18 protein-coding genes are annotated in these 25,105 nt (G+C 53.7%); 10 read left to right on the forward strand and 8 right to left on the reverse strand.

Features of this window, described 5'->3' with window-relative positions; translation table 11 throughout:
• Positions 1 to 282: 282 nt before the first annotated feature.
• Together lsrK and lsrR are read right to left on the reverse strand one after the other, a co-directional pair.
• Positions 283 to 1,875, reverse strand: coding sequence for an autoinducer-2 kinase (gene lsrK, locus ACM615_RS01280; RefSeq protein ID WP_431011310.1), 1,593 nt, complete (start codon positions 1,873 to 1,875; stop codon positions 283 to 285).
• 70 nt (positions 1,876 to 1,945) lie between these two features.
• Positions 1,946 to 2,920, reverse strand: a complete 975-nt coding sequence (lsrR, locus tag ACM615_RS01285; RefSeq protein ID WP_112288400.1) for a transcriptional regulator LsrR — start codon at positions 2,918 to 2,920, stop codon at positions 1,946 to 1,948.
• Positions 2,921 to 3,151: 231 nt separating this feature from the next.
• On the opposite strand from lsrR, the gene lsrA reads away from it, so the two are divergent.
• The 6 genes from lsrA to lsrG are packed head-to-tail and all read left to right on the forward strand — an operon-like array spanning position 3,152 to position 9,028.
• Positions 3,152 to 4,714 carry an autoinducer 2 ABC transporter ATP-binding protein LsrA gene (gene lsrA / locus ACM615_RS01290; protein ID WP_132965988.1) on the forward strand — a complete coding sequence of 521 codons (1,563 nt, stop codon included), beginning with the start codon at positions 3,152 to 3,154 and terminating at the stop codon, positions 4,712 to 4,714.
• Positions 4,708 to 5,784, forward strand: a complete 1,077-nt coding sequence (gene lsrC / locus ACM615_RS01295; protein ID WP_132965989.1) for an autoinducer 2 ABC transporter permease LsrC — start codon at positions 4,708 to 4,710, stop codon at positions 5,782 to 5,784. The genes lsrA and lsrC overlap by 7 nt, the downstream gene beginning before the upstream one ends.
• On the forward strand, positions 5,784 to 6,809 hold the full coding sequence (lsrD, locus tag ACM615_RS01300) for an autoinducer 2 ABC transporter permease LsrD (RefSeq protein ID WP_129639856.1): 1,026 nt from the start codon (positions 5,784 to 5,786) through the stop codon (positions 6,807 to 6,809). The genes lsrC and lsrD overlap by 1 nt, the downstream gene beginning before the upstream one ends.
• Before the next feature lie 28 nt (positions 6,810 to 6,837).
• The gene (gene lsrB / locus ACM615_RS01305; protein ID WP_369964279.1) at positions 6,838 to 7,839 is read left to right on the forward strand and encodes an autoinducer 2 ABC transporter substrate-binding protein LsrB; all 1,002 of its coding nucleotides are present in this window, start codon (positions 6,838 to 6,840) and stop codon (positions 7,837 to 7,839) included.
• 19 nt (positions 7,840 to 7,858) lie between these two features.
• Positions 7,859 to 8,734: a 3-hydroxy-5-phosphonooxypentane-2,4-dione thiolase gene (gene lsrF / locus ACM615_RS01310; protein ID WP_129639857.1), complete on the forward strand. Its 876-nt coding sequence runs from the start codon at positions 7,859 to 7,861 to the stop codon at positions 8,732 to 8,734.
• A 3-nt stretch (positions 8,735 to 8,737) separates the two neighbouring features.
• Positions 8,738 to 9,028 carry a (4S)-4-hydroxy-5-phosphonooxypentane-2,3-dione isomerase gene (gene lsrG / locus ACM615_RS01315; protein ID WP_112288394.1) on the forward strand — a complete coding sequence of 97 codons (291 nt, stop codon included), beginning with the start codon at positions 8,738 to 8,740 and terminating at the stop codon, positions 9,026 to 9,028.
• 681 nt (positions 9,029 to 9,709) lie between these two features.
• Here lsrG and xylB read toward each other — a convergent pair.
• Positions 9,710 to 11,161 (reverse strand): xylulokinase, encoded by a 1,452-nt coding sequence (gene xylB / locus ACM615_RS01320; protein ID WP_159281071.1) that lies wholly within the window; start codon positions 11,159 to 11,161, stop codon positions 9,710 to 9,712.
• Positions 11,162 to 11,252: 91 nt separating this feature from the next.
• Complete coding sequence (gene xylA / locus ACM615_RS01325; RefSeq protein WP_129639859.1) at positions 11,253 to 12,572, reverse strand: xylose isomerase; 1,320 nt, start codon at positions 12,570 to 12,572, stop codon at positions 11,253 to 11,255.
• Positions 12,573 to 12,954: 382 nt separating this feature from the next.
• On the opposite strand from xylA, the gene xylF reads away from it, so the two are divergent.
• From xylF to xylR, 4 genes are all read left to right on the forward strand, one after another.
• The gene (xylF, locus tag ACM615_RS01330; RefSeq protein WP_120161446.1) at positions 12,955 to 13,947 is read left to right on the forward strand and encodes a D-xylose ABC transporter substrate-binding protein; all 993 of its coding nucleotides are present in this window, start codon (positions 12,955 to 12,957) and stop codon (positions 13,945 to 13,947) included.
• Between the two features lie 65 nt (positions 13,948 to 14,012).
• On the forward strand, positions 14,013 to 15,554 hold the full coding sequence (locus ACM615_RS01335) for a xylose ABC transporter ATP-binding protein (protein ID WP_431011311.1): 1,542 nt from the start codon (positions 14,013 to 14,015) through the stop codon (positions 15,552 to 15,554).
• The gene (xylH, locus tag ACM615_RS01340; protein ID WP_129639861.1) at positions 15,547 to 16,746 is read left to right on the forward strand and encodes a xylose ABC transporter permease XylH; all 1,200 of its coding nucleotides are present in this window, start codon (positions 15,547 to 15,549) and stop codon (positions 16,744 to 16,746) included. Before ACM615_RS01335 ends, xylH begins: the two co-directional genes overlap by 8 nt.
• Positions 16,747 to 16,924: 178 nt before the next feature.
• The gene (gene xylR / locus ACM615_RS01345; protein ID WP_112289398.1) at positions 16,925 to 18,112 is read left to right on the forward strand and encodes a D-xylose utilization transcriptional activator XylR; all 1,188 of its coding nucleotides are present in this window, start codon (positions 16,925 to 16,927) and stop codon (positions 18,110 to 18,112) included.
• Between the two features lie 58 nt (positions 18,113 to 18,170).
• Here xylR and ACM615_RS01350 read toward each other — a convergent pair whose 3' ends face one another.
• The 4 genes from ACM615_RS01350 to ACM615_RS01365 form a co-directional block, all read right to left on the reverse strand.
• On the reverse strand, positions 18,171 to 19,595 hold the full coding sequence (locus ACM615_RS01350; protein WP_431011312.1) for a DUF7594 domain-containing protein: 1,425 nt from the start codon (positions 19,593 to 19,595) through the stop codon (positions 18,171 to 18,173).
• A 253-nt stretch (positions 19,596 to 19,848) separates the two neighbouring features.
• On the reverse strand, positions 19,849 to 22,173 hold the full coding sequence (yicI, locus tag ACM615_RS01355; protein WP_431011313.1) for an alpha-xylosidase: 2,325 nt from the start codon (positions 22,171 to 22,173) through the stop codon (positions 19,849 to 19,851).
• Between the two features lie 177 nt (positions 22,174 to 22,350).
• A complete protein-coding gene (locus ACM615_RS01360) occupies positions 22,351 to 23,718 on the reverse strand; it encodes a glycoside-pentoside-hexuronide family transporter (RefSeq protein WP_112289396.1) in 1,368 nt (455 codons plus the stop codon).
• Between the two features lie 201 nt (positions 23,719 to 23,919).
• On the reverse strand, positions 23,920 to 24,993 hold the full coding sequence (locus tag ACM615_RS01365; RefSeq protein ID WP_132966004.1) for a sugar ABC transporter substrate-binding protein: 1,074 nt from the start codon (positions 24,991 to 24,993) through the stop codon (positions 23,920 to 23,922).
• Positions 24,994 to 25,105 lie beyond the last annotated feature (112 nt).

The following is a 25,105-nucleotide window of genomic DNA, read 5'->3' on the forward strand; positions in this document are numbered from 1 at the left end:
GGGCGATTCAGAAAACTTGCTGAGTGAGAGGTTGCAGACCAAAGGCTGCAATCCCGAAATGAAGGGACCGCGTAGCGGCAAGCTTTCCAGCCTGTCGCTGTAGTATCTGAAACATGGTCAGCGAGCGGTAGCGGGGAGTTAAAAGCGAAGGGAGATCCAAGAGGGAAAAAGCACTTTTCCCTCTTGGGCGGTTTCGGCGCAGTGCGATAAGTGATCACCGCTATTGAGAAACCGAAATTCTCACTATCTTAATTGAATTAAAAGTTCAGGCTTTCTAAAAGCCTACAATCCTGGTGCTTTCCACATCGACGTCGTCAGCTGCCTGTCCACCAGCCCAAGCTGATCCGCATACACTTCCTGCCAGTTGGCTTTCTGCACCAGATATTTTGCATGATTCGCCACATCCGGCTGATATTCGCGTTCCCAGCGCACCAGCGCTTCACCGGTGTCGGCGAGCGACGAATACACACCTGCAGCGACACCCGCTGCAATCGCACAACCCAGCGCGGTTGCTTCTTTTACCACCGGCACATTCACCGGGACGCCGGTCACATCACTTAAAATCTGACACCACAATTTGCCCTTCGAACCGCCGCCGGAGAACACCAGCGATTTGGCGCGTACGCCGGAGAATGCAGCGATCATATCCAGATTGCAGGCCGAGACGATGGCGGCGTTCTCTTCCAGCGCACGGAACAGCACCGGTTTGTTGCACTTTTCAGGATCGATGGAAAGATTGATGAAAGACGGGGCGGCGTGATACCAGTTCTTGAAATGCATCGCATCCGAGAATACCGGCGTCACGCCCCAGGCACCGACGGGTACCCGCGCCGCCATGTCTTCCAGCAAACTGTAGGCATCCACGCCAAGACGATGCGCCATGGTTTTTTCTTCCGTACAAAAAGCATCGCGGAACCAGCGCATGGTCAGGCCGGTGAAGAAACTGATGGATTCAGCCTGCGCCATGCCGGGAATGACGTGCGGATTGACGCGGATATTCATCTCCGGATCGGTGACCGCTTGCGGCAGATTGACAATTTGCTGCCAGAATGTACCGCCGAGAACCGCCGTCTGACCGGGACGCACCAGCCCGAGGCCGAGCGTGCCCAGTTGCGCATCACCACCGCCCATGCCGACGGGGGTTCCGGCTTTCAGGCCGCAGGCATCCGCAGTGCGAGCCGTCACATAGCCGAGGCGGGTACCGGTTTCTGCCACCGGCGAAAGCATATCGGCGCGCAGTCCCGCCATATCCAGCAGTTCAGGGCGCCAGTTGCGGGTGGCTAAATCCAGCATACCGGTGGTGCCGGCGTTGGACGGATCCACCGCCAGCTCGCCGCTGAGCATATACGCCAGCCAGTCGCTGATCATCGTGATGGTGGCTGCCTGCCGGTAAATGTCAGGCCGGTGATGCGCCAGCCACAGCAGACGCGGCATTGCGCTCAGCGCCAGCGTCTGGCCGGAGCATTCATAGACTTCGCGTTCAAATTCGAAATCGTGGATTTCTTTTAATTCGGAGACTTCACGGCTGGCGCGGGCATCGACGTTGGCACACGCCCAGACAGGCTCGCCGGATTTGTCGTACAGCACGATGCCCTCGCGCATAGAACAGGCGGCAACGGCACGGATAGCGGAAGCAGGGAGATGCGCTTCATGCAGCGCCTGGCGAATACACTGACAGGCAAGCTGCCAGTTTTTTTGCAGATCAAACTCCATCGAACCGGGGACATCCGGCACGGCGAGATGGATCCACTCTGCTTGTCCGGCGGCAATCTGCTCACCTTCAAGATTGAAAATTACCGCCCGGATACTGCCGGTACCGGCATCCAGCGCCATCAGATAGCTACGATCGTCGTCAGAGTTCAGGGTAGGGGTCATCGTGATGTTCTCTCGTGCCAGTTTATCGGGCACCGGTTACCTGACCGCCACACCCCTCACTCCCTGCGGGTCAGCCGAGCAGCGCCAGCATGGCTCTTGCTGTGCTCTCTTCAGTAACCAGTGCGTTTATTCGTTTGCCTTTCAGTGCGGCGACAATTGCTTCGGCCTTCTCGACTCCGCCCGCTACGCCTAATACCGTCGGAATGCTGGCCAGTTCGTCCGGTGCGACGGCAATCAGTTCGTCGTGGATCGCCATGTTTTCCGCCAGCTCACCATTGCGCTGCATAAAGAACCCGAGAATGTCGCCTACTGCGCCTTTACGGCCAAATAAAAGCTGTTCGCCTTCGCTGATATAACCGGAGCGCAAAATGGTCGCCTCCTGTTTCTGGTTCAGCGAACCGATGCCGACGACGGCGATATCCGCAGCGCAGGCCGCCAGCATCACGTCGTGAACATTGCGTTCCTGACGGAAAATGGTCGCCACGCTGGCTGATGACGCCCGCAACGGCGCAGGAATAATGCTCACGCCGCAGGCTGCATCAAGCTGCCCGATGCCGGTCATATACGGACCGACTCCGCCGGAAAGCGTCACCATACGGATCTGCTGAGAGGCGATAAACCCGCTCAGATGCTGCAAGGTGCTCATGGCGGTTTCGCCAAATCCCACGGCCAGCAATTGCTCTGGTTTTAACATCGTCATCAGCATATGCGCCGCGCCGACGCCCAGTCGTGCGCTCAGCGAACCGTCGGCAAGCTGGGGCAGCACACGAACCTGCTGCAAACCAAAGCGCTCAAGCAGCGTGTTTTCCAGCGACAAACAGCCCTCAAAACGCGAGTTGATTTGTACGCGGATCACTCCGGATTGCCGGCCTTTTTCCAGCAGGCGCGACACTTTAAGCCGTGTCAGTCCGAGCCGTTCACCAATCTCATTCTGGGTCAGGCCGTCGTGGTAATAGAACCACGCGGTGCGCGCCAGCAGTTCCTCTTCACCCATGCTGAATTCCGGATGGTTAGTCAAATCGGAAAGCGTTGTTTTGTCATTCATAGTGAACACTTATCAAAATGTAGATCAATTGTTCGTTAACGAAATGTTGTTAACTGTGATGTATTTGGCAAATTTCAAATGATTACTGCCCGAATCATAACGCAGAGTATATGAGTTGAACAAACTGTGATCAGGGCAAAAGTTTTCCGCGTCACCACAGACTAACTTTATGAACATTGTTAAACAATAAATACATTTGTTCACTTAATGTATCTCACCCGAGGCCAGCGTATGCAGTCCAGCGAAAACTCATCAGCAGACGCACCATCCCCGGACCTGCTGTTGCAGGTCAGCGGTGTCAGTAAAAGCTTTTCCGGTGTTGCGGTGTTGAAAGATATCGATTTCAGCCTGCAATGCGGTGAGGTACATGCACTGCTGGGCGGGAATGGCGCGGGGAAATCGACGCTGATGAAAATCATCGCCGGTGTCGAGATTGCCGACCGGGGCGAAATGCGACTTGGTGGCGCGCCGCTGGTGGCGCTGACACCTGCCAAAGCACATCAGGCGGGTATCTATCTGGTGCCGCAGGAACCGATGCTGTTTCCGAGCCTCAGCGTGCGCGAAAACATTCTTTTCCGTCTTCCCGCACACCAGGCCAGCGAGAAAAAACTGCAACAGTCGCTGACTGAACTGGGCTGCAATCTGCCGCTCGGTTCCCTGGCCGGAACGCTGGAAGTGGCAGATCAGCAACTGGTGGAAATTCTGCGCGGGCTGATGCGTGATGCGCGTTTGCTGATCCTCGATGAACCGACGGCTTCGCTGACTCCCGCGGAATCCGCCCGACTGTTTAAGCAGGTTCGACACCTGACGGCGCAGGGCGTCGGCGTGGTGTTCATATCGCACAAATTGCCGGAAATCCGCGCCATTGCCGACCGGGTCAGCGTGATGCGCGACGGTAAAATTGCGCTCAGCGGCGCGCTTTCTGAGCTGGATAACGATGCGCTGATTGCGGCTATCACACCGCAAACGCAGGCCGCGGCGCTGCCCGCAGAACAAAAGCTGTGGCTGGATTTACCGGGAGCACGACGTAATTCGTCGGGAAACCAGCCGGTCTTGCAGGTGCAAAATCTGACCGGTGAAGGGTTTATCAATATTTCATTCAGCGCCCGCGCCGGGGAAATCGTCGGGCTGGCAGGCGTTGTCGGCGCTGGGCGCACCGAACTGGCCGAAACCCTGTATGGCCTGCGGGATGCACAAAGCGGTCAGGTGCTTTTGTTGCAACAGGACATCAGCGGGTTTAGCACCTTACAACGTCTTAGAAAAGGGCTGGTGTATTTGCCGGAAGACCGGCAGGCGTCCGGCCTTTATCTGGATGCGCCACTGAGCTGGAACACCACATCGCTCACGTTCAACCGTCACAGCTGGTGGCTGAATATCAAACGTGAGGCGGCAGTGCTGGAGCGTTATCACCGTGCGCTGGGTATCAAATATCGCGACGGGTCGCAAACTGCCCGCACGCTTTCCGGCGGAAATCAGCAGAAATTGCTGATTGCGAAATGTCTGGAAGCCCAGCCCGCGGTGCTGATCGTCGATGAACCAACGCGCGGAGTCGATGTTTCTGCGCGAGCGGATATTTATCAGCTGCTGCGCAATGTCGTTGAACAGAACGTGGCGGTAATCCTGATTTCTTCCGATCTGGATGAAATTGAAGGGCTGGCCGACCGGGTCTTTGTCATGCATCAGGGCGAAATGAGTGGCGAGTTGCAGGGCAGCGACATCAACGTCAGCAACATTATGCACATCGCGTTTGGTAATCACGCCAAAACCCCCGCCACCGGAGGATCTTCATGCTGAAGCGGATACAAAACAACCGTGAACTGACCGCGCTGATGGCGATCATCGCCTTGTTTGCCTTACTCGGCGCGATGGACAGGCAGTCGTTCAGCTTTCAGACGCTGGGCATGATTTTCGGCAGCGCGCAAATTCTGATGTTGCTGGCGATGGGCGCGACGGTGGTGATGCTCACCCGCAATATCGACGTGTCGGTCGGTTCCATTACCGGCCTCTGCGCCGTGACGCTGGGGGTTTTGCTCAACAGTGGCATGAACCTGCCGCTGGCCTGTGTGGCAACTCTCGGCACCGGTTTGCTGGCGGGATTATTTAACGGCGTGCTGGTGGCCTGGCTGCGCATTCCGGCGATTGTCGCCACCCTCGGCACACTGGGTTTATACCGCGGGCTGATGTTGCTGATGACCGGCGGCAAATGGATTGAAGGCTTACCTGCAGGACTGAAATCGTTGTCCGAACCGGTGTTTCTCAGCGTTTCATCGCTGGGCTGGCTGGTGATGGTTTTACTGGTGGCGATGTTCTGGATGCTCAGCCGCACCGTATTTGGCCGCAGTTTTTACGCGGTGGGCGATAACTTACAGGGCGCGCGGCAGCTGGGCGTCGCTGTGAACCGCGTACGCATTCTGGCGTTCGGCATCAACGGCATGATGGCGGCCATCGCCGGTATTGTCTTCGCCTCGCAAATCGGTTTTGTGCCTAACCAGACCGGAAGCGGACTGGAAATGAAAGCCATTGCCGCCTGCGTACTGGGTGGTATCAGCCTGCTCGGCGGCACCGGATCTATACTCGGCGCGGTGCTCGGCGCGTATTTCCTGACACAAATCGACAGTGTGCTGGTGCTGTTACGCCTTCCTGCCTGGTGGAACGATTTTATCGCCGGACTGGTGTTGCTGGCGGTGCTGGTATTCGACGGCAGGTTACGACAGGCGCTGGAGAAAAACCTGCGGCGTCAGAAATATTCACGCTTCCTGACGGCCAGTCCGCCGCTTCAGAAGAAACCTGCTGAACGTAAATCTCAGCCATCAAAAAATACCAGCCGCCGGTTAAGTACCAGCAAAAAAAGCGGGGTGATGTGATGAATAAACTCCAACAATATGGCTGGGAAATCGCGCTGCTGGCGTTACTGGTCATCGAAATCTTACTGTTCGGTTTCGCCAATCCGCGCATGCTGGATGCGAATACGCTGCTGTTCAGCACCAGCGATTTCATCACCATCGGAATTGTGGCATTGCCGCTGACCCTGGTGATTGTCAGCGGCGGCATCGACATTTCCTTCGGTTCAACCATCGGCCTGTGCGCCATCGCGCTCGGCGTACTTTGTCAGGCTGGCGTGCCGCTGGCACTGGCGATCATCATGACGCTGGCGCTCGGCGCGGCCTGTGGTTTGCTGAATGCGGCTCTTATTCTTTATACCGGGGTTAACCCGCTGGTCATCACGCTTGGCACGCTTTATCTGTTCGGCGGCAGCGCCTTACTGCTTTCCGGGCTGGCGGGTGCGACGGGTTTCGAGGGTATCGGTAATTTCCCTGATGCGTTCACCAACTTTGCTAATCAGGTGGTGATGGGGCTGCCGATGCCGCTGGTGATCTTCCTGCTGGCGACGCTGTTTTTCTGGCTGCTGATGCACCGCAGTCGCACCGGTCGCAATGTCTTCCTCATCGGACAGAATGCCCGCGTGGCGCGCTATGGCGCATTGCCGGTCAGCCGCACGGTGTTTGCCCTTTACGGGATGACCGGCCTGGCCTCCGCGGTCGCCGCCATCCTGATGACGTCTTATTTCGGCTCAGCCCGTTCTGATCTCGGCAACGCTTTGCTGATGCCCGCTATCACGGCGGTCGTGCTTGGCGGCGCCAATATCTACGGCGGTTCAGGTTCCATTCTCGGCACGGCGCTGGCGACGCTGCTGATCGGGTATCTCCAGCAGGGCTTGCAGATGGTCGGCGTCTCCAGTCAGGTTTCCAGTGCGCTGTCCGGCGCGCTATTGATCCTGGTAGTCATCGGTCGTTCTGCCAGCCTCAACCGTGGTCTTATCCGCAGTGTTTTCCAGCGTTATCGCCAGCGCTGGTCTGCGCCTTCTCCTTCCTTGACGTCTTCTAAATAAGCCGGGGTTAATGATGAAAGCCAACACAATGAAAACCTTACTGATTGCCAGCGCCGTAAGCCTCGCCTGCGTGAGTGCGCAGGCGGCAGAACGTATCGCGTTTATCCCAAAACTGGTGGGCGTCGGCTATTTCACCAGCGGCGGCAATGGCGCGACGGCGGCGGGGAAAGAACTGGGTGTGGACGTCACGTATGACGGCCCGACCGAACCGAGCGTTTCCGGTCAGGTACAAATGATCAACAACTTCGTCAATCAGGGATACAACGCGATCGTAGTCGCGGCGGTATCACCGGATGGCCTGTGTCCGGCACTTAAACGCGCCATGCAACGCGGCGTGAAAGTGCTGACCTGGGATTCTGACACCAAACCAGAATGTCGCTCGATTTACATCAATCAGGGCACACCGCAACAGCTCGGCTCGATGCTGGTGGACATGACGTCCAGCCAGGTGAAGAAAGAAAAAGCCAAAGTGGCGTTTTTCTACTCCAGCCCGACGGTGACCGACCAGAACCAGTGGGTAAAAGAGGCGAAAGCCAAAATTGCCAAAGAGCATCCGGGCTGGGAAATCGTGACCACGCAATATGGCTATAACGACGCCACCAAATCGCTGCAAACCGCCGAAGGGATTTTGAAATCCTACGGTGATCTCGACGCGATTATTGCACCAGACGCCAATGCATTACCGGCGGCCGCACAGGCGGCGGAAAACCTCAAACGTACCAATGTGACCATTGTCGGCTTCAGTACGCCAAACGTCATGCGCCCGTATGTTGAGCGCGGGACGGTGAAACAGTTCGGCCTGTGGGACGTGGTCAGTCAGGGCAAGATTTCGGTTTACGTCGCCGATCAGTTACTGAAAAAAGGCGAACTCAACGTAGGTGACAAACTGGATGTGCCAAACGTCGGATCGGTAGAAGTCGTGCCGAACAGCGTGCAGGGCTACCAGTATGAGGCCAAAGGCAACGGCATCGTCTTACTGCCGGAACGCGTGGTCTTCACCAAGGACAACATCGGCAAATACGACTTCTGACGATTAAGGAGAAATAAACATGGCAGATCTGGACGATATCAGAGACGGCAAGAACTTCGGCATCGGCACGCCGCAGGACAATCATGCGTTTTTCCTCAAAGGCAGCGGTCAGCTGGACTGGGGAATGCAGTCGCGGCTGGCGCGTATTTTCAATCCGGAGTCCGGGCGTACAGTGATGCTGGCGTTCGACCACGGCTATTTTCAGGGCCCGACCACTGGCCTTGAGCGTATCGATATCAATATTGCACCGCTGTTTGCGCATACCGATGTACTGATGTGTACCCGTGGCGTGCTGCGCAGTGTGGTTCCGGCGGCGGTCAATAAGCCAGTGGTAATGCGCGCTTCCGGCGGTAACTCGATTCTGACTGAGCTTTCCAATGAAACCGTAGCCGTAGCGATAGAGGACGCGCTGCGCCTGAACGTCGCAGCAATGGCGGCGCAGGTGTATATCGGCAGTGAATATGAGCATCAGTCGATTAAAAATATCATTCAGTTAGTCGATCAGGGGATGCGCTACGGCATGCCGACCATGGCGGTGACCGGCGTCGGCAAAGACATGGCGCGTGATCAGCGTTACTTCTCGCTGGCAACCCGTATTGCGGCTGAAATGGGCGCGAACATTATTAAAACCTATTACGTCGATGAAGGTTTCGAACGCGTCGCGGCGGGCTGTCCTGTGCCGATTGTAATTGCAGGCGGTAAAAAACTGCCAGAACGCGAGGCGCTGGAAATGTGTTTCAAAGCTATAGACCAGGGCGCATCCGGTGTGGATATGGGGCGTAACATTTTCCAGTCAGAATCGCCAATCGCCATGCTGAAAGCCGTGAAAGCGGTGGTGCATGAAAACGCCAGCGTGGCGCACGCATACGAACTGTTCCTGAGTGAAAAGGGGTGAATCATGGAAGTGACACTGGTCGAAATTAATGTTCAGCCGGAAAAGGTGGATGAGTTTCTGGAAGTGTTTCACGCCAATCATTCAGGTGCGGTGAAAGAACCGGGAAACCTGAGGTTTGATGTGTTGCAGGACGAAAATGTACCGACGCGTTTCTTTATCTACGAAGCCTATCAGGATAATGATGCTGTGCTGGCGCACAAGAAAACCCCCCATTATCTGAAATGCGTTGAAGCGCTGGAGGGGATTATGTCGGAGCCGAGGAAGAAGACAACTTTCAAGGGGATTTACCCTTGACCTGTAATTTCTAACTGCAACTGCAACTGCAACTGCAACTGCAACTGCAACTGCAACTGCAACTGCAACTGCAACTGCAACTGCAACTGCAACTTCAAAACCGTGGGCGTCGGCCCACACCGACTTGGGGGGCGGCCTATCGCCGCCACCCCCCAAGCCCCCCCAGGCTCTTTCACTGCGCGCTTCGCTCGCTGACTATGTTTCATCAGCCGCAGTGATAGCCGCAAAACCCCGCCGCTGCGCGGTTCCCTTCGTTCGGGTTACAACCCGCGTAAAAAGCCACGCGGGTTGTAACCTCTCCCTCCGGCGGTATTTTGGAACCGGCCTCAGGCTTCTACTTCGCAACCTTACTGATTTTGATATGAAAAGCGGATTGGTTTTGACTTTAAGATCGCGCGGGCGATTCAGAAATCTTGCTGAGCGGAGCGGCCTGGAGACCAGAGGCTCCAGGACCGAGAGAAGGCACCGCAACGCGGCAAGATTTCCAGCCTGTCGCTGCGATACCTGAAACATAGCCAGCGCGCGGATCACGTGTTTGAAAAAGCGAGGGGAGTTCAGAGGGGAAAAGCCTTTCCCCTCTGGTCGGTTTCGGCACTGTGCGTCAGGTGACCGCAGCACTTGAGAAACCGAAATCTTCTCGAGCAGGCCTTCATTGACATTGCCCTGATGGCCAATCCGCCATTACATCAACCCTTCAAGCCTCACATATAACTCCCTGAAGACTTTCCTCCGCTCCGCATATGCCGTGTGCTTAACACTGTCTGGTTCATGCACTTGCTCAAGTGCCAGCTCCGGCAGGAACTGTTCCAGCGGTTTACCCGTATTCATCGCAATTTGCGCCAGACGCGCTGCGCCCAATGCCGGACCGACATCGCCGCCGGTGCGGTATTCCAGCGTCTTACCGCTGATATCCGCCAGCATTTGCCGCCAGTAAGGGCTTCGGGCACCGCCGCCAATCAGCGTGATGCTGTGCGGTTTCAGACCGGTTGCGTGCAACACGTCCATTCCGTCTGCCAGGGCGAATCCCACACCTTCGAGCACCGCGCGGGCAATATCGGCAGGGCCGTGCTGATGGGTCAGGCCAAACAACGTTCCCCTGGCATTCGGATTATTGTGCGGCGTGCGCTCACCGGACAGATAAGGCAGGAACCAGACCGGAGAGTCCGCCGGTTGAGTTTTCTGAGCCAGATTGATCAGTTCACCCACTGAGGCGGTGCCGGTCAGATTCGCGGCCCAGTCCAGACAGGATGCGGCACTGAGCATAACCGACATCAGATGCCAGGTGTCCGGCAGAGCGTGGCAGAAACTGTGTACCGCCTGTTGCGGATTACTCAGAAATCCGTCGCTGACTGCGAAATACACGCCGGACGTGCCAAGAGAAAGCATCGCCTGACCCGTTTTGTATAACCCGACACCCACCGCGCCAGCAGCATTATCGCCGCCACCGGCGATGACTGGCACACAATCCATTCCCCAGCGGGAGGCGAGTTCCGGCAGTAACTGACCGGTAATCTGATTGCCTTCGAAAAGCTCCGGCATGTGTTTACGCGTCAGGCCGGTTGCACTGAGCATTTTGTCGCTCCAGTCGCGTTTCGCTACGTCGAGCCACATCGTGCCTGCGGCGTCAGACATATCTGAAGCAAAAACGCCGGTCATCAGCCAGCGAAGATAATCTTTGGGCAGCAATACTTTGTCTATTTTCGCGAACAACTCGGGTTCGTTTTCGCGCAGCCAGAGCAGTTTGGGTGCCGTAAAGCCGGGCATCATCAGGTTGCCGGTTATCTGGCGGGAGTCCGGGAGCTCTGCTTCCAGTTTCCCGCACTGGCTGAAACTGCGGCCATCGTTCCATAAAATTGCCGGACGCAGAACCTGATGCTTTGCATCAAGAACCGTGGCGCCATGCATCTGCCCCGTCAGGCCGACCGCTTTTACACTTTGCAGGGCATGTTGCTTAGATAATGCAGAAACTGCGCGGTCTGTGGCTGTCCACCAGTCGGCAGGATTTTGCTCAGACCACAAAGGATGGGGACGGGAAAGGGTTAACGCCTCACTGTGGCTGGCGACCACCCGACCTTCTTCGCTAAGCAAAATGGCTTTGACGCCAGACGTGCCGAGATCTATTCCGAGATACATATTTTTCCCTTTTCTGTTAACCCGTTTCCAGAACGATTTACGCCCTGCGATTCCGCACAAAGCGGGCAGGGCGTCAGCTTATTTTACAAGATTAACCAAACAGATAACGGTTAACCAGATTCTCCAGACGTTCCTGCTGGCCGCTCTGGTGCTGAGGTGCCAGCGCGTTTTGTTGCGCGTAGTTGCTCAGCGATTCCAGAGACATTTTGCCTTGCAGGATCTGCTGACCCAGTTCTGTATTCCAGCCTGCGTAACGCTGTGCAACGTGTTTATCCAGTTCACGGCTTTCAATCATACGTGCCGCCACTTTCAACGCCAGCGCCATGGTATCCATGCCACCAATATGGCCGTAGAACAGATCATATTTGTCGGTGCTCTGACGACGCACCTTAGAGTCGAAGTTCAGACCACCGGTGGTGAAACCGCCGGCTTTGATGATTTCATACATCACCAGCGCATTTTCTTCCACGCTGTTCGGGAACTGGTCAGTGTCCCAGCCGCACTGCGGGTCACCGCGGTTAGCATCGACGGAACCAAAGATCCCAAGGGCAATGGCGTTGGCGATTTCATGATGGAATGAGTGACCTGCCAGCGTCGCGTGGTTCGCCTCGATATTTACTTTGATCTCTTTTTCCAGACCAAACTGTTTAAGGAACCCGTAAACGGACGCCACGTCATAATCATACTGATGCTTGGTCGGTTCCTGCGGTTTTGGCTCAATCAGCAGGGTGCCCTGGAAACCAATTTTGTGTTTGTGCTCAACCACCATTTGCATGAAGCGACCCAGTTGTTCACGTTCCTGACGCAGGTCGGTATTGAGCAGCGTTTCATAACCTTCGCGGCCACCCCACAACACATAGTTTTCACCGCCGAGCTGTTTAGTGGCGTTCATCGCATGAACAACCTGCGTCGCTGCCCAGGTATAAATTTCAGGATTTGGATTGGTTGCCGCACCCGCGCCGTAACGTGGATTGGTAAAGCAGTTCGCGGTGCCCCACAGCAGTTTAACGCCGCTGGCTTCCTGTTTTTGCGCCAGAACATCGGTCATCACCGCAAAATTATTGATGTATTCTTTAATCGTCGCGCCTTCCGGCGAGACATCAACATCGTGGAAGCAGTAGTAAGGCACATTGAGTTTCTGGAAGAATTCGAACGCCACATCTGCTTTACGTTTCGCCAGCTCCAGCGCATCGCCGGGTTGTTGCCACGGACGATCAAATGCGCCCACGCCGAACATATCGTTGCCGTTCCAGCAGAATGTGTGCCAGTAGCAGGCGGCGAAACGCAGATGCTCAGCCATCGTTTTGCCGAGGATGACTTCTTCAGGATTGTAATGACGGAATGCCAGCGGATTAGTGCTGTTAGCACCTTCGTAGCGGACGGCGTCAAGCTTGTCGAAATATGCGTGCATTGAAAACTCCTTGAAAACGGGCCCAGCGGGACTGGGTAGCTGAAGCTCTATCTTCGGAGGAGATGTTAAATCCCACAATTACGTTATTTCACACTCAATTTAATAGAATTATTAAGTGTGCGGTAGATCGCATAAATAAGCAGTTTTCTTCATGATTTTTATTAAACTTCCACGATGTCTCGATAATAAAAAGTCTTATCGTGCGCGTATTACAGGCAAACCATGATCCCCATCATAATTCCTGAAATAAACAAAAAATCGTAATGCAGTGATTAAAATCTGCAATTGCCGATTAATTACCCAGCGACAACAATCCTTGTGTCATTGCTGTACGAACTCTTCTGTATCTGCCTCTACTTATTCTTATAAAAGGTCTGACATGATGAAAATGAATAAAATAATTCTTTCTGCCTGTGCCGCATTAGTGCTTTTCAGCCAGTCAGGGTTGGCGAAAGAAATTAAAATTGGTATGGCTATTGATGACTTACGTTTAGAACGCTGGCAAAAAGACCGTGATATTTTTGTGGCTAAAGCCAAAACGCTCGGTGCCGATGTTTTTGTTCAGTCTGCGAATGGTAATGAAGAAACCCAAATGGCGCAGATTGAAAATATGATCAACCGTGGCGTCGATGTGCTGGTGATCATTCCTTATAACGGACAAGTGCTGAGTAATGTTATTGCCGAAGCCAAACAGGAAGGCATAAAAGTGCTGGCGTATGACCGCATGATTAACAACGCCGACATTGATTTTTATATCTCTTTTGATAATGAAAAGGTGGGTGAACTTCAGGCGCAAAGTCTGGTTGAACGCGTACCACAAGGCAATTATTTCCTGATGGGCGGCTCGCCGGTGGATAACAACGCCAAGCTTTTCCGCGCCGGTCAGATGAAAGTGCTCAATCCGTTAATCAAAGACGGCAAGATAAAAGTGGTGGGCGATCAATGGGCTGATGGCTGGTTGCCTGAAAATGCTCTGAAGATTATGGAAAACGCGCTGACCGCCAATAACAACAAAATCGATGCCGTCGTCGCCTCCAACGATGCGACCGCCGGTGGCGCCGTGCAGGCGTTATCAGCTCAGGGTCTGGCGGGTAAAGTCGCGATCTCCGGTCAGGATGCTGATCTTGCGGCGATCAAACGTATCGAAGCGGGTACGCAGACCATGACGGTTTACAAACCAATCACCAAACTGGCCAATGATGCTGCCGAAATTGCCGTGCAGTTAGGCAAAGGTGAAACGCCAAAATCTAATGCGACATTAAATAACGGTAAAAAAGAAGTGCCTTCGTATTTATTAACACCGATTCAGGTGGATAAAAATAATATTGATAGCACCGTGGTGGCTGACGGTTTCCATAAAAAATCTGATCTCTAATTTTTCAATATTTTTCTACGAAAACAACACTTCTTTTTGACGTGTTGTTTTTGCTGGAGGTAAACATGCCAGATCAATATGAAAAATTACCCCTGCTGGATATGCGAAATATCACCAAGAAATTTGGTGCGGTAAAAGCGGTTGATAATATTAGCCTGACGCTGGCCGCAGGCGAAGTGTTATCCCTGTGCGGCGAGAACGGGTCCGGAAAATCGACATTAATGAAAGTGTTGTGCGCAATTTACTCGCACGGAACTTTTGAGGGAGAAATTTATTTCTCAGGTGAACGACTTACTGCAAAAGGTATTCGTGATACCGAACAAAAAGGGATTGCGATAATTCATCAGGAGCTGGCGCTGGTAAAACAACTGAGCGTGCTGGAAAACATGTTTTTGGGCAATGAGTGGGGCAGCTTTGGCATGCTCGATACCGATAAAATGTATCTGCGTTGTCAGCGTATGCTGGCGCAGGTCAAACTCGATATCGATCCGCATACGCTGGTGGGCGAACTGGGATTAGGACAGCGGCAGCTGGTTGAAATTGCTAAAGCCCTCAACAAGCAGGTGCGTTTGCTGGTGCTTGACGAACCCACGGCGTCTCTCACTGAAAGTGAAACCGCGATTTTGCTCGATATTATCCGCGATTTGCGCCATCACGATATCGCCTGCATTTACATTTCCCACAAACTGAACGAAGTGAAAGCTATCTCCGACAAACTTTGCGTCATTCGTGATGGACGTCATATCGCTACCTGCAATGCGGCCGGCACGTCGGAAAAAGACATCATCGCTATGATGGTGGGCCGCGAACTCACTGAGTTATTTCCCCCGCGTCAGCGGCAGATTGGCAATGAAATTTTGCGCATTGAAAACCTCACCGCGTGGCATCCGGTGAATCGCCACATAAAGCGGGTAGATAATGCGGGTTTTACACTGCGTCAGGGCGAAGTGCTGGGCGTCGCAGGGCTGGTCGGTGCAGGCAGAACAGAAATGATGGAGTGCCTTTTCGGTGTTTATCCGGGGCGCTGGTCAGGAGATGTGTGGCTGGAAGGTGAAAAAGTGCAAATTACCGATTGCCGTGATGCCATGCGCCGTGGCCTGGCGATGGTGCCCGAAGACCGCAAACGCGACGGCATCGTGCCGGTGATGGCGGTGGGCAGCAATATCACGCTGGCAGCGCTGAGCCAGTTCAGCGGTGGCGGCGTTCTGCGTGAAGCGCAGGAACAGCACACCATCAGCGAATCGGTGAAACAACTAAAAATCAAAACATCTTCTCCCGAGCTGGCAATCGGAAGGCTCAGCGGCGGCAATCAACAAAAGGCCATTCTGGCGCGTTGTCTGCTGCTTAAACCAAAAATCTTAATTCTTGATGAACCTACGCGCGGAATCGATGTGGGTGCAAAACATGAAATCTACAAACTGATCGGCCAGCTCGCGGCACAGGGAATGGCAATCATCGTTATCTCATCAGAGTTACCCGAAGTGCTTGGACTGAGTGACCGCGTCGTGGTGATGCATCTCGGGCAGGTGAAAGCCTGCCTGGAAAATAACAATTTAAGTCAGGAGCAGGTCATGGAAGCCGCATTGAGGAGTGAAGCTTATGTCTAAATTTCCCCAGCCAGGGGCCCCTTCCGCCGCCGTCAACGAGAGCGGCTCAGAGGCCACATTGTCGGTAAAAAAACTGAAAAATATTAACCTGCAGGTTTTTGTCATGCTGGCGGCGATTGCGGTGATTATCGTGTTTTTCAGCGTGACCACCGACGGCGCGTATATCAGCGCGCGTAATGTTTCTAATTTGCTGCGCCAGACCGCCATTACCGGCATTCTGGCCGTCGGCATGGTGTTCGTGATTATTTCTGCGGAAATCGACCTGTCCGTCGGCTCGATGATGGGTTTACTCGGCGGCGTGGCGGCAATTTTTGACGTCTGGCTCGGCTGGCCGTTGCCACTGACCATCGTGGTGACGCTGGCGCTTGGATTGTTGCTTGGCGCATGGAACGGCTGGTGGGTGGCGTACCGCAAGGTGCCGTCATTTATCGTCACGCTGGCAGGGATGCTGGCGTTTCGCGGCATTCTGATTGGTATCACCAGCGGCACCACGGTGTCACCGACGACGCCTGCGATGTCGCTGATTGGTCAAAGCTACCTGCCGGATACCTTAGGTTTTGGTATCGGTGCAGTGGCGCTGGCGCTGTTTATCGGCTGGCAATGGCACCGGCGTAAACAGCGTGCAGCTCTCGGGTTGCCGGTGAGCGCGGCTAAAAACGATGTCACCCGTCAGGCACTGACGGCCATCATTGCGCTGGGTGCGATATCTCTGCTCAACGACTATCGCGGGGTGCCGACGCCGGTGCTGATTCTGGTCGCTCTGATGCTGGGCGGCATGTTTATGGCGTCCCGCACCTCATTTGGTCGTCGTATTTATGCCATTGGTGGCAACATCGAAGCGGCGCGGTTATCCGGCGTGAACGTTGAGCGCAGCAAGCTGGCGGTATTTGCGATAAACGGACTGATGGTCGCTATCGCCGGTCTGATCCTCAGTTCACGTTTGGGCGCGGGTTCGCCATCGGCGGGTAATATTGCCGAACTGGATGCCATTGCCGCCTGCGTTATTGGCGGAACCAGCCTGGCGGGCGGGGTGGGGAGTGTTGCGGGTGCCGTAATGGGCGCTTTCATCATGGCATCGCTGGATAACGGCATGAGTATGCTGGACGTGCCAACGTTCTGGCAGTACATCGTCAAAGGCGCGATCCTGCTGCTGGCGGTCTGGATGGATTCGGCCACCAAGAGACGCGCATAAATCCACCGCTGTGGCGGTGATTATACGAGGCAATGCAGGAAAACCTGAGGAACCTCACATAATCACTATGCCAAATCAACCTAAGCCATTGCGCTGTGCTATTGACCAACGCAATCAGCCTCATTCAGTTAGCGCAATGAATGAGGCTTAGTCTATTAGAAACCGGTGAGAGACAGGCATGTTTGAGAAACGTTATCGGATCACTCTGTTATTTAACGCTAACAAAGTCTACGACCGTCAGGTAGTAGAAGGCGTGGGTGAGTATTTGCAGGCCTCACAAAGCGACTGGGATATCTTCATTGAAGAGGATTTCCGCTGTCGTATAGATAATATTAAAGACTGGCTCGGCGACGGTGTCATTGCCGATTTTGACGACAGGGAAATCGAGACGTTGCTTAAGGATCTCAACGTTCCCATCGTCGGCGTCGGAGGTTCTTATCATCAGGAAGACGATTATCCGCCAGTGCATTACATCGCCACTGACAACTACGCGCTGGTTGAAGCGGCCTTCATGCACCTCAAAGAGAAAGGTATCAACCGCTTCGCATTTTATGGTTTACCTGATGCGGGCGGAAAACGCTGGGCACAGGAGCGCGAACACGCTTTCAAAAAACTGGTATCGGCCGAGCAATATCAGGGGGTGGTGTATCAGGGGATGGAAACCGCGCCGGAAAACTGGCAGCACGCGCAGAACCGCCTGGCCGACTGGATCCAGACCTTGCCGCAGCAAACCGGCATTATTGCCGTCACCGATGCCCGGGCACGCCATCTGTTGCAAGTCTGCGAGCACCTGAATATTCCGGTGCCGGAAAAGCTCAGTGTGATCGGCATTGATAACGAAGAACTGACGCGGTATTTGTCACGCGTGGCGCTGTCTTCCGTGGTGCAAGGCACGCGGCAGATGGGATACCGGGCGGCAAAACTCCTGCATCAGTTGCTGGATCAGCGCGATTTACCGTTACAGCGCATTCTGGTGCCACCGGTGAAAGTGGTTGAGCGCCGTTCAACTGATTTCCGTTCTTTGCGCGATCCGGCGGTTATCCAGGCCATGCACTATATCCGTTATCACGCCTGTAAAGGGATTAAGGTAGAGCAGGTTCTTGATGCCATCGGGATGTCGCGTTCGAACCTGGAAAAACGCTTTAAAGATGAAACCGGGCAAACAATCCACGGTGTGATCCACGAAGAGAAACTCGACCGGGCGCGCAATCTGCTGGCGGCGACGTCGATTTCAATTAATGAGATCTCGCAGATGTGCGGCTATCCGTCGCTGCAATATTTCTATTCGGTATTCAAAAAAGGCTACGAAATGACGCCGAAAGAGTACCGGAGTATTCACGGCGAAAGTGTCTATCAGGACGTTTAGAAACCACATAAAAAAGCCCCGTTGTGAGGGCAACGGGGCAAGGCAGACCTTCCGCTTTTTAAGGTTCGACGACCTTTTGATAACCGGCAAGCATCAGAACCGGCGGCTTACCGCTTTCTTTTGCTTCGACACTGATGGTGCGGCCGGTGCGTTCACCGCCTATGTAATACGCCACTTCGGTTTGCCCTGCAGCAATAGCTGCTCGGACGGCTTTATCGACATCGACATAGCGGAATTGCTGAACGTTATCCATATACAAACTGGCATCCGCAGTATATTTGAATGACGGTTTGTTATTCCAGTTCACTGTATTTTCATCCCAGCCATCAGGTGTGGTTGGGTAGAAGAAAATAGTAAAGGCACTGGTATCAGAAATATTTCCATTATAGATGCGGATTTTATATTTAAAGCTTACGCCGGGGTAATCATCCACATTTGGCGGTAAAGCGGGAATTTTGAATTTAATTAATGCCAGCATTTGTTTATGATAATCGCGGCTGGAGTTTCTCCAGTCATCCTGCACTAATAATGTCGGGACGCTGCCATAATTATTTTCGGCATCGGTTTGATTGCTGACATAGGTATCAGCTTCTGCATCGGTATAGCTGTAAGGGATATTCGTCGAGCACTCCATAGAATAATTCATGCAACGGTCAGCCATGAATTTGGTTGCATCTTCTGTCCACCCATTCATGAAATCACCATGTGCGGTGTAAATACTGCCCCAAAGTGGTGTCAGCTGACCGTCAATCATCTGAGGATCCAGTGATAACTTGATTTTACTGACATCCAGCGATTGGATCTGAGGAAGAACATACGCAATGTTCATATTCACTGAGGCAATTTTGACCGGATGGTCGGCCGGACATTTCCCTGAATTGTCGCTGTAGACGGCATTTTTTGTGCCCTTGGCTTTCAGGTTGACACCATCCCAGCAGTTAGGAAACATCACGGCAATATTGAACTGCACGGCATCGCCAGCGGAGCGCAGGCCGCAGGTCTGGTCGGCAGTGTGGGTATAACCATTACCATTTGCACATAAGAAATTAACCTGAGGATTCGGCCCCGAGCCCCGGTGATCACCCGCCAGTAACTGCAAACCGTGCGGATAAGCGGTGATAGGGTACTGTGCAACGTTATTTGCCTGATAATAAATTTTGATGTAGGACGGGTTCACCACCTGACCATCAGGTAACATCATGGTCGGCGCCCAATAACCGGTGCTGTCCGCCGCGTTATTACAGGTTGTACCAGAATGCAGGAGAAGGCTTTCTGCCGTAGAGAAGGCATCGGTGGAGCGGTTGCCCACAAAATCATGGGACATTGCCATGCCTGGCATTCCGGGCATTAATATGGCGTCATCCGGTTTCATATGACTGAAACTACACACCACGTTAGCCTGTCCGTCAGCAGCCTGAACGGACGGTAGCGATATTCCTGCGCAACAGGCCAGCAGCAAAGAAAAGTAAATAATAAGCTTCATAGAGGTATCCTTTGAAAGGCGCAGATAATATATCTGACGGTGGTGTCATGTTTAAAAATAAAGAGAAAACTCCTGAGTAATAAAGGGGTGAACTTATTATTTTCATTATGTGGCAGACACGCACGTAAAATCAGATGAAATAATAAAACGATGATGTGTTTTATAACGATGAGTACAAATGAGTGATGCTGAAATTGACGGGAATAAAAAACCCGCTACCTGTGGAGGTAGCGGGGCTGGTTAATGATAAATTTTATAACGTAATAACGTACTTTTTGCAGCCCGTCACCGGGGTCAGGACGACGCCCTGCACCTGAGTGGCCGAGGTACCCTGACTGAAACCGCTTATCTGCGCGATATTGCGCAGACAAATTGTCCAGCCAGGCGCGTCACCTTCACAGGTCAGGGTAATGGTGTTGCCGTTGCGCGCCGCGCTGAGGCTGAAGACCTTCTTCCCGTTCAGATCCGTGATGGTGCTTTCCGCTACCGCATCGTCTTCCAGTTCAAAAAGATGGAATTCGGTTTGCTGGCTGTAATCGTAATCCGGTTTCTGGTCGTTACTGCCGAGTGCAAGCAACGTGTTCGGGCGGACATACAGCGGCAGGCTGTCGAAGCCATGCTGCTGACGATGCCAGCGTGAACCTTCTGCGACTTCGTTATTCAGAAGATGCGTCCAGCGGCCCTGCGGCAGATAGAAATCGACGTCGCCTTCTTCGCTGAAGACCGGCGCAACCAGCAAATCATCGCCCAACATATACTGGCGGTCGAGATAATCGCAGGCCGGATCTTCCGGGAATTCCAGCATCATGGCGCGCATGACTGGCGTTCCGTGGCTGGCTGCCTGTGAAGACGCAGGATACAGATACGGCATCAGGCGGCATTTAAGTTGCGTGAACTGGCGCACGACATCACAGGCTTCATCGTCATAGACCCACGGCACACGATAGGATTTGCTGCCATGCAGACGGCTGTGACTTGATAGCAGGCCGAAAGCGCACCAGCGTTTGTAGATGTGTGCCGGTGCGGTATTTTCGAATCCACCGATATCGTGGCTCCAAAAACCGAAGCCAGACAATCCGATAGATAACCCGCCGCGCAGGCTTTCCGCCATCGATTCGTAGGTGGCGTAACAGTCACCGCCCCAGTGAACCGGGAATTGCTGGGCACCGACCGATGCTGAACGGGCGAACAGCACGGCTTCCGATTCGCCGAGTTTGTCCTGCAATGTTTCGTACACCAGTTTGTTGTACACGAACGCGTAATGGTTGTGCATTTTCTGCGGGTCGCAGCCATCATGCCAGACCACGTCGGTCGGGATGCGCTCGCCGAAATCGGTTTTGAAACAGTCCACACCCATATCCACCAGACGTTTCAGATGTCCTGCATACCATTCGCAGGCCTGTGGATTAGTGAAATCCACAATGCCCATTCCGGCCTGCCATTTGTCCCATTGCCACACGCGGCCGTCCGGGCGCTTAAGCAGATAGCCTTTTTCTTTGCCTTCATGGAACAGCGGTGATTTCTGACCAATATACGGGTTGATCCACACACAGATTTTCAGACCGCGCGCTTTAAGGCGTTGCAACATGCCCTGCGGATCCGGGAAGGTTTGAGGATCCCACTCGAAATCACACCACTGGAAGGCTTTCATCCAGAAGCAGTCGAAGTGGAAAACGTGCAACGGCAGCTGGCGTTCTGCCATGCCATCGATAAAGCTGTTCACCGTGGCTTCATCGTAATTGGTGGTGAAAGAGGTCGTCAGCCACAGACCAAATGACCAGGCAGGCGGCAGCGCAGGGCGGCCGGTCAGACGGGTATAGCGGTCGAGCACTTTTTTCGGTGTCGGGCCATCAATGACGAAATATTCCAGATACTCGCCTTCCACGCTGAACTGCACTTTAGAGACTTTCTCCGAGCCCACTTCAAAAGATACACATTCTGGATGATTCACCAGCACGCCATAGCCGCGGTTGGTGAGATAGAAGGGAATGTTTTTGTAGGATTGCTCCGTGCTGGTACCGCCATCGCGGTTCCAGGTTTCGACAGTCTGACCGTTTTTAACCAGTGCGGTGAAACGCTCACCGAGACCGTAGACCGTTTCGCCGACGCCGAGATCCAGACGCTCCATCATGTAGGTTTTCTGCGAGTTCGCGTCCTGCACGTAGCCGTTAGATTTCGCGACACTGCCGGTTATCCGGCGGCCATTGCGCAGGAAATCCAGCGTCCAGTTATTGCCTTTGGTCACACGCACACAGAGGTCACCGCTGTGCAAAGCAGCGAATTCCTCGTTATCTTCAAACCGCAATTCCGGTGTGTCGGATTGCAGCAGCGGATAGTGCGGGCCTTTATCGGTTTCGCCGTCAAAGTGGGTAATGCGCACACCAATAACACCGGTTTGCGGCGAGAAAAATCGCAGCGTGAACAGCGGTGAATCTAGCTGGCTGGCACGCTCTGACGCATCTTTCGGCGCGGCATAAACCACCATGTCGTTGCCTGAGCGCTGTACCTCAAACACCTGTAGCGGGTGTGTGAGTGTGAGACCGTCCTGGATCAACCAGTTACCGTCACTGATTTTCATAATGAATTTCTCCTTTAGCCCTTCATCCTTCGCGCTGACTCTGCGTTGGCTGCCTTCGCCAACCCCGGTCACATACCTGTGTATGCTCCCGGGGATTTACTCAGTTGCCGCCTTGATTCAGCACGAATGATTTTGGGCATGTTCAGTTAAATCAATTTCAGTTTTTCAAAAACAAATTCATTTCATAAACTCTTGCTGATTACGGCGGATGCCCTGAGCCACTTCATCGAGAATGCGGCGCAGCAGCGGGGTGCGCAGAATGTAATAGCGTTTGCAGATGATGGCGCTCAGCAGATAGCAGACTGCCGGAACCAGAGTGAATAACGCGATAATGCTGGTCATGGTGGCCGCATTTTGAGTCGTGGCACCGGACTGATAACCGGAACCTGCCAGCATCCAGCCGATCATCGCGCCGGCCAGTGCCAGACCGAGTTTCAGTACAAATAGGGTGCCGGCGAAACTGATACCGGTCAGACGCTTGCCGTCGTTCCATTCGCCGTAATCGACGGTGTCGGACATCATGACCCACTGGATTGGCGTCACGAGCTGGTGCAGAACACCGATGACGAAGATGAAGATAAACATCAGCACGCTGCCGTTCACCGGCAGGAAGAACATGCCGATGCTCAGTACCGCCAGAATGGCGTTGGTCCACCAGAACACGCTGACTTTGCATTTCCAGTCAGTCAGCGGTTTAGCCAGTGCGCTACCGAACAGGTTGCCGACCGAATACACGCCGAGGAACCAGGCGAACAGCACCGGATTGCCGAGAATATAAGTGACGTAATACATCATGGCGCCACCGCGAACCGCGACCGCCATAATATTGAGGATGGTCAGCAGGCCGACAATGCGCCACTGATCGTTGTGCCAGATATCACGCAAATCTTCGCGCATGGTGCCGGTCGGTTTGCCCGGGTCGACACGCTCTTTGGTGGTCGCGAAACAGATCGCCAGCATGACGGCAGCGACAATTGCCAGTACCGCGATCCCGCCCTGATAGCCGAGTGCTTTATCTTCACCACCGATGTAATTCACCAGCGGCATCATCAGCACCGTACTCAGCATCCCGCCGGCGGTGGCCAGCACGAAGCGGTACGATTGCAACGAAATACGCTGTGTCGGGTCAGAGGTGATCACGCCACCCAGCGCGCAATAAGGGATATTCACCACGGTATACATCAGCGTCAGCAGCGTATAAGTGATGGCGGCGTAAATCATTTTGCCGGTCATGCTGAGCTCAGGCGTGGTGTAGGTAAAGACGCAGACGATACCGAACGGGATAGCACCGAACAGTACGTAAGGACGGAATTTCCCCCAGCGGGTGCGGGTGCGGTCGGCCAGTAATCCCATGCAGGGATCAGAAATCGCGTCCAGCGCGCGGGCGAGCAGGAACATGGTACCGACATAACCGGCCGGAATGCCGAAGATATCGGTATAAAAGAACATCATGTAAAGCATGACGTTATCGAAAATTATGTGACTGGCCGCATCGCCTAATCCATATCCAATCTTTTCCTTGACCGAAAGGATCTCAGTACTCATTGCTTCAATGTCCGTATGAAATGGGAGAGTAGGAGTTTTAACGTTTACAAGGCGTTGAGGCTATTGAGATTTTTGTTTCTGAAATTATGTTTCTTTATTTCTGTGATCGCGCGGGGCAAACGGGGAAAAGTTGAGCGGAACAAACGGGCGAAGTACTGAACAGCGAAGTAAAACCTCCCGTTTCCGGGAGGTCTGAGGCGGTTACTTTTTGTATTTTGCTTCCAGCGTCGCAAACCACGGCGCAGTGAAATCTTCAGATTTTCCCCAGCCCGGAATGATTTTACTCAGGCCGGTCACGTTGATGCCCTCCGGCTGGCTGAGCAGCAGGGATTGAGGAATGGTTTGTGCCGGGAATTCGTAAGTGGCAGGCGTTTTCTCACCGGCAATTTTCAGGGCCACGATACGCAGGTTCACGGCGCCGATCAGCTGAGTATCGACAGCGGCGGTCATCTGCCATGGGCTGCCTTTTTCGCGCATCAGCTGAAGATCCTGATTTGACACGTCGATGCTGTAGAGTTTGATTTCAGTACGGCCATTCTCTTTCAGGGCCTTATATGCGCCCTGGCTGAAGGCATCCCATGCACCCCAGATCGCATCAATCTGACCTTTTGGGTATTTCGCCAGTATCGCGCCGACTTTGTTCGCCGTATCGCCCTGAACGTCAGATGACACCGCGCCGATAGACTCCAGCTGATGAATACCCGGATTCTCTTTCAGAATGGCTTCGTAAGTTTTCTGGCGACGTTCCATTGGCGGGAAACCGGCTACCCACAATTTGACGATATTGGCTTTACCGTTGAAATCTTTCACCAGCTGACCCACAGACGCTTTTGCCAGCGAAGCATCGTCCTGACGAGTCACCGTGACGCCTGGAATATTCTCCGGCACTTCGGTATCAAAGGCAGACACCGCAATACCGGCAGCGGCGATGCGTTTCACCAGCGCTTCAGAGTAAGGTCCGCGACCTTGCGAAAGGATGATGCCGTCGTATTTCTGGCTAATGGCCTGATTGACGAAATCCTGGAATTTGGCGTCATCGCCGTTGCTCAGGAAGGTATCGACTTTAAACCCAAGCGCACGGCCTTGTTTGATGGCACCGGCCAGAAACTGGGTGGTGTTGTCGTCGGAGCCGAGATTACGGATAACCGCGATGCGGACAGGGCCGTTGTGCTGGGCAATGGTCGCCGGAACGGGCGCAGGCGTTTCACCGGCAGCGAAGGCGGGTACAGCTGAAAACAGGCTCAATGCCAGAAGGGATGCGGATATTTTTCTCATTATACTGTTCTCATTATATTGCTCTTATTATTAAAGAGGTCCGTCGGACGCGGTTTTTCTGGTGTCATTTTTAACTGAGGATGTACAGAAGTCTGTCTGTCCAGACGTCTAT

Source organism: Rahnella sp. PAMC25617 (assembly GCF_050606005.1).
In the GTDB taxonomy this organism is placed as follows: domain Bacteria; phylum Pseudomonadota; class Gammaproteobacteria; order Enterobacterales; family Enterobacteriaceae; genus Rahnella; species Rahnella variigena.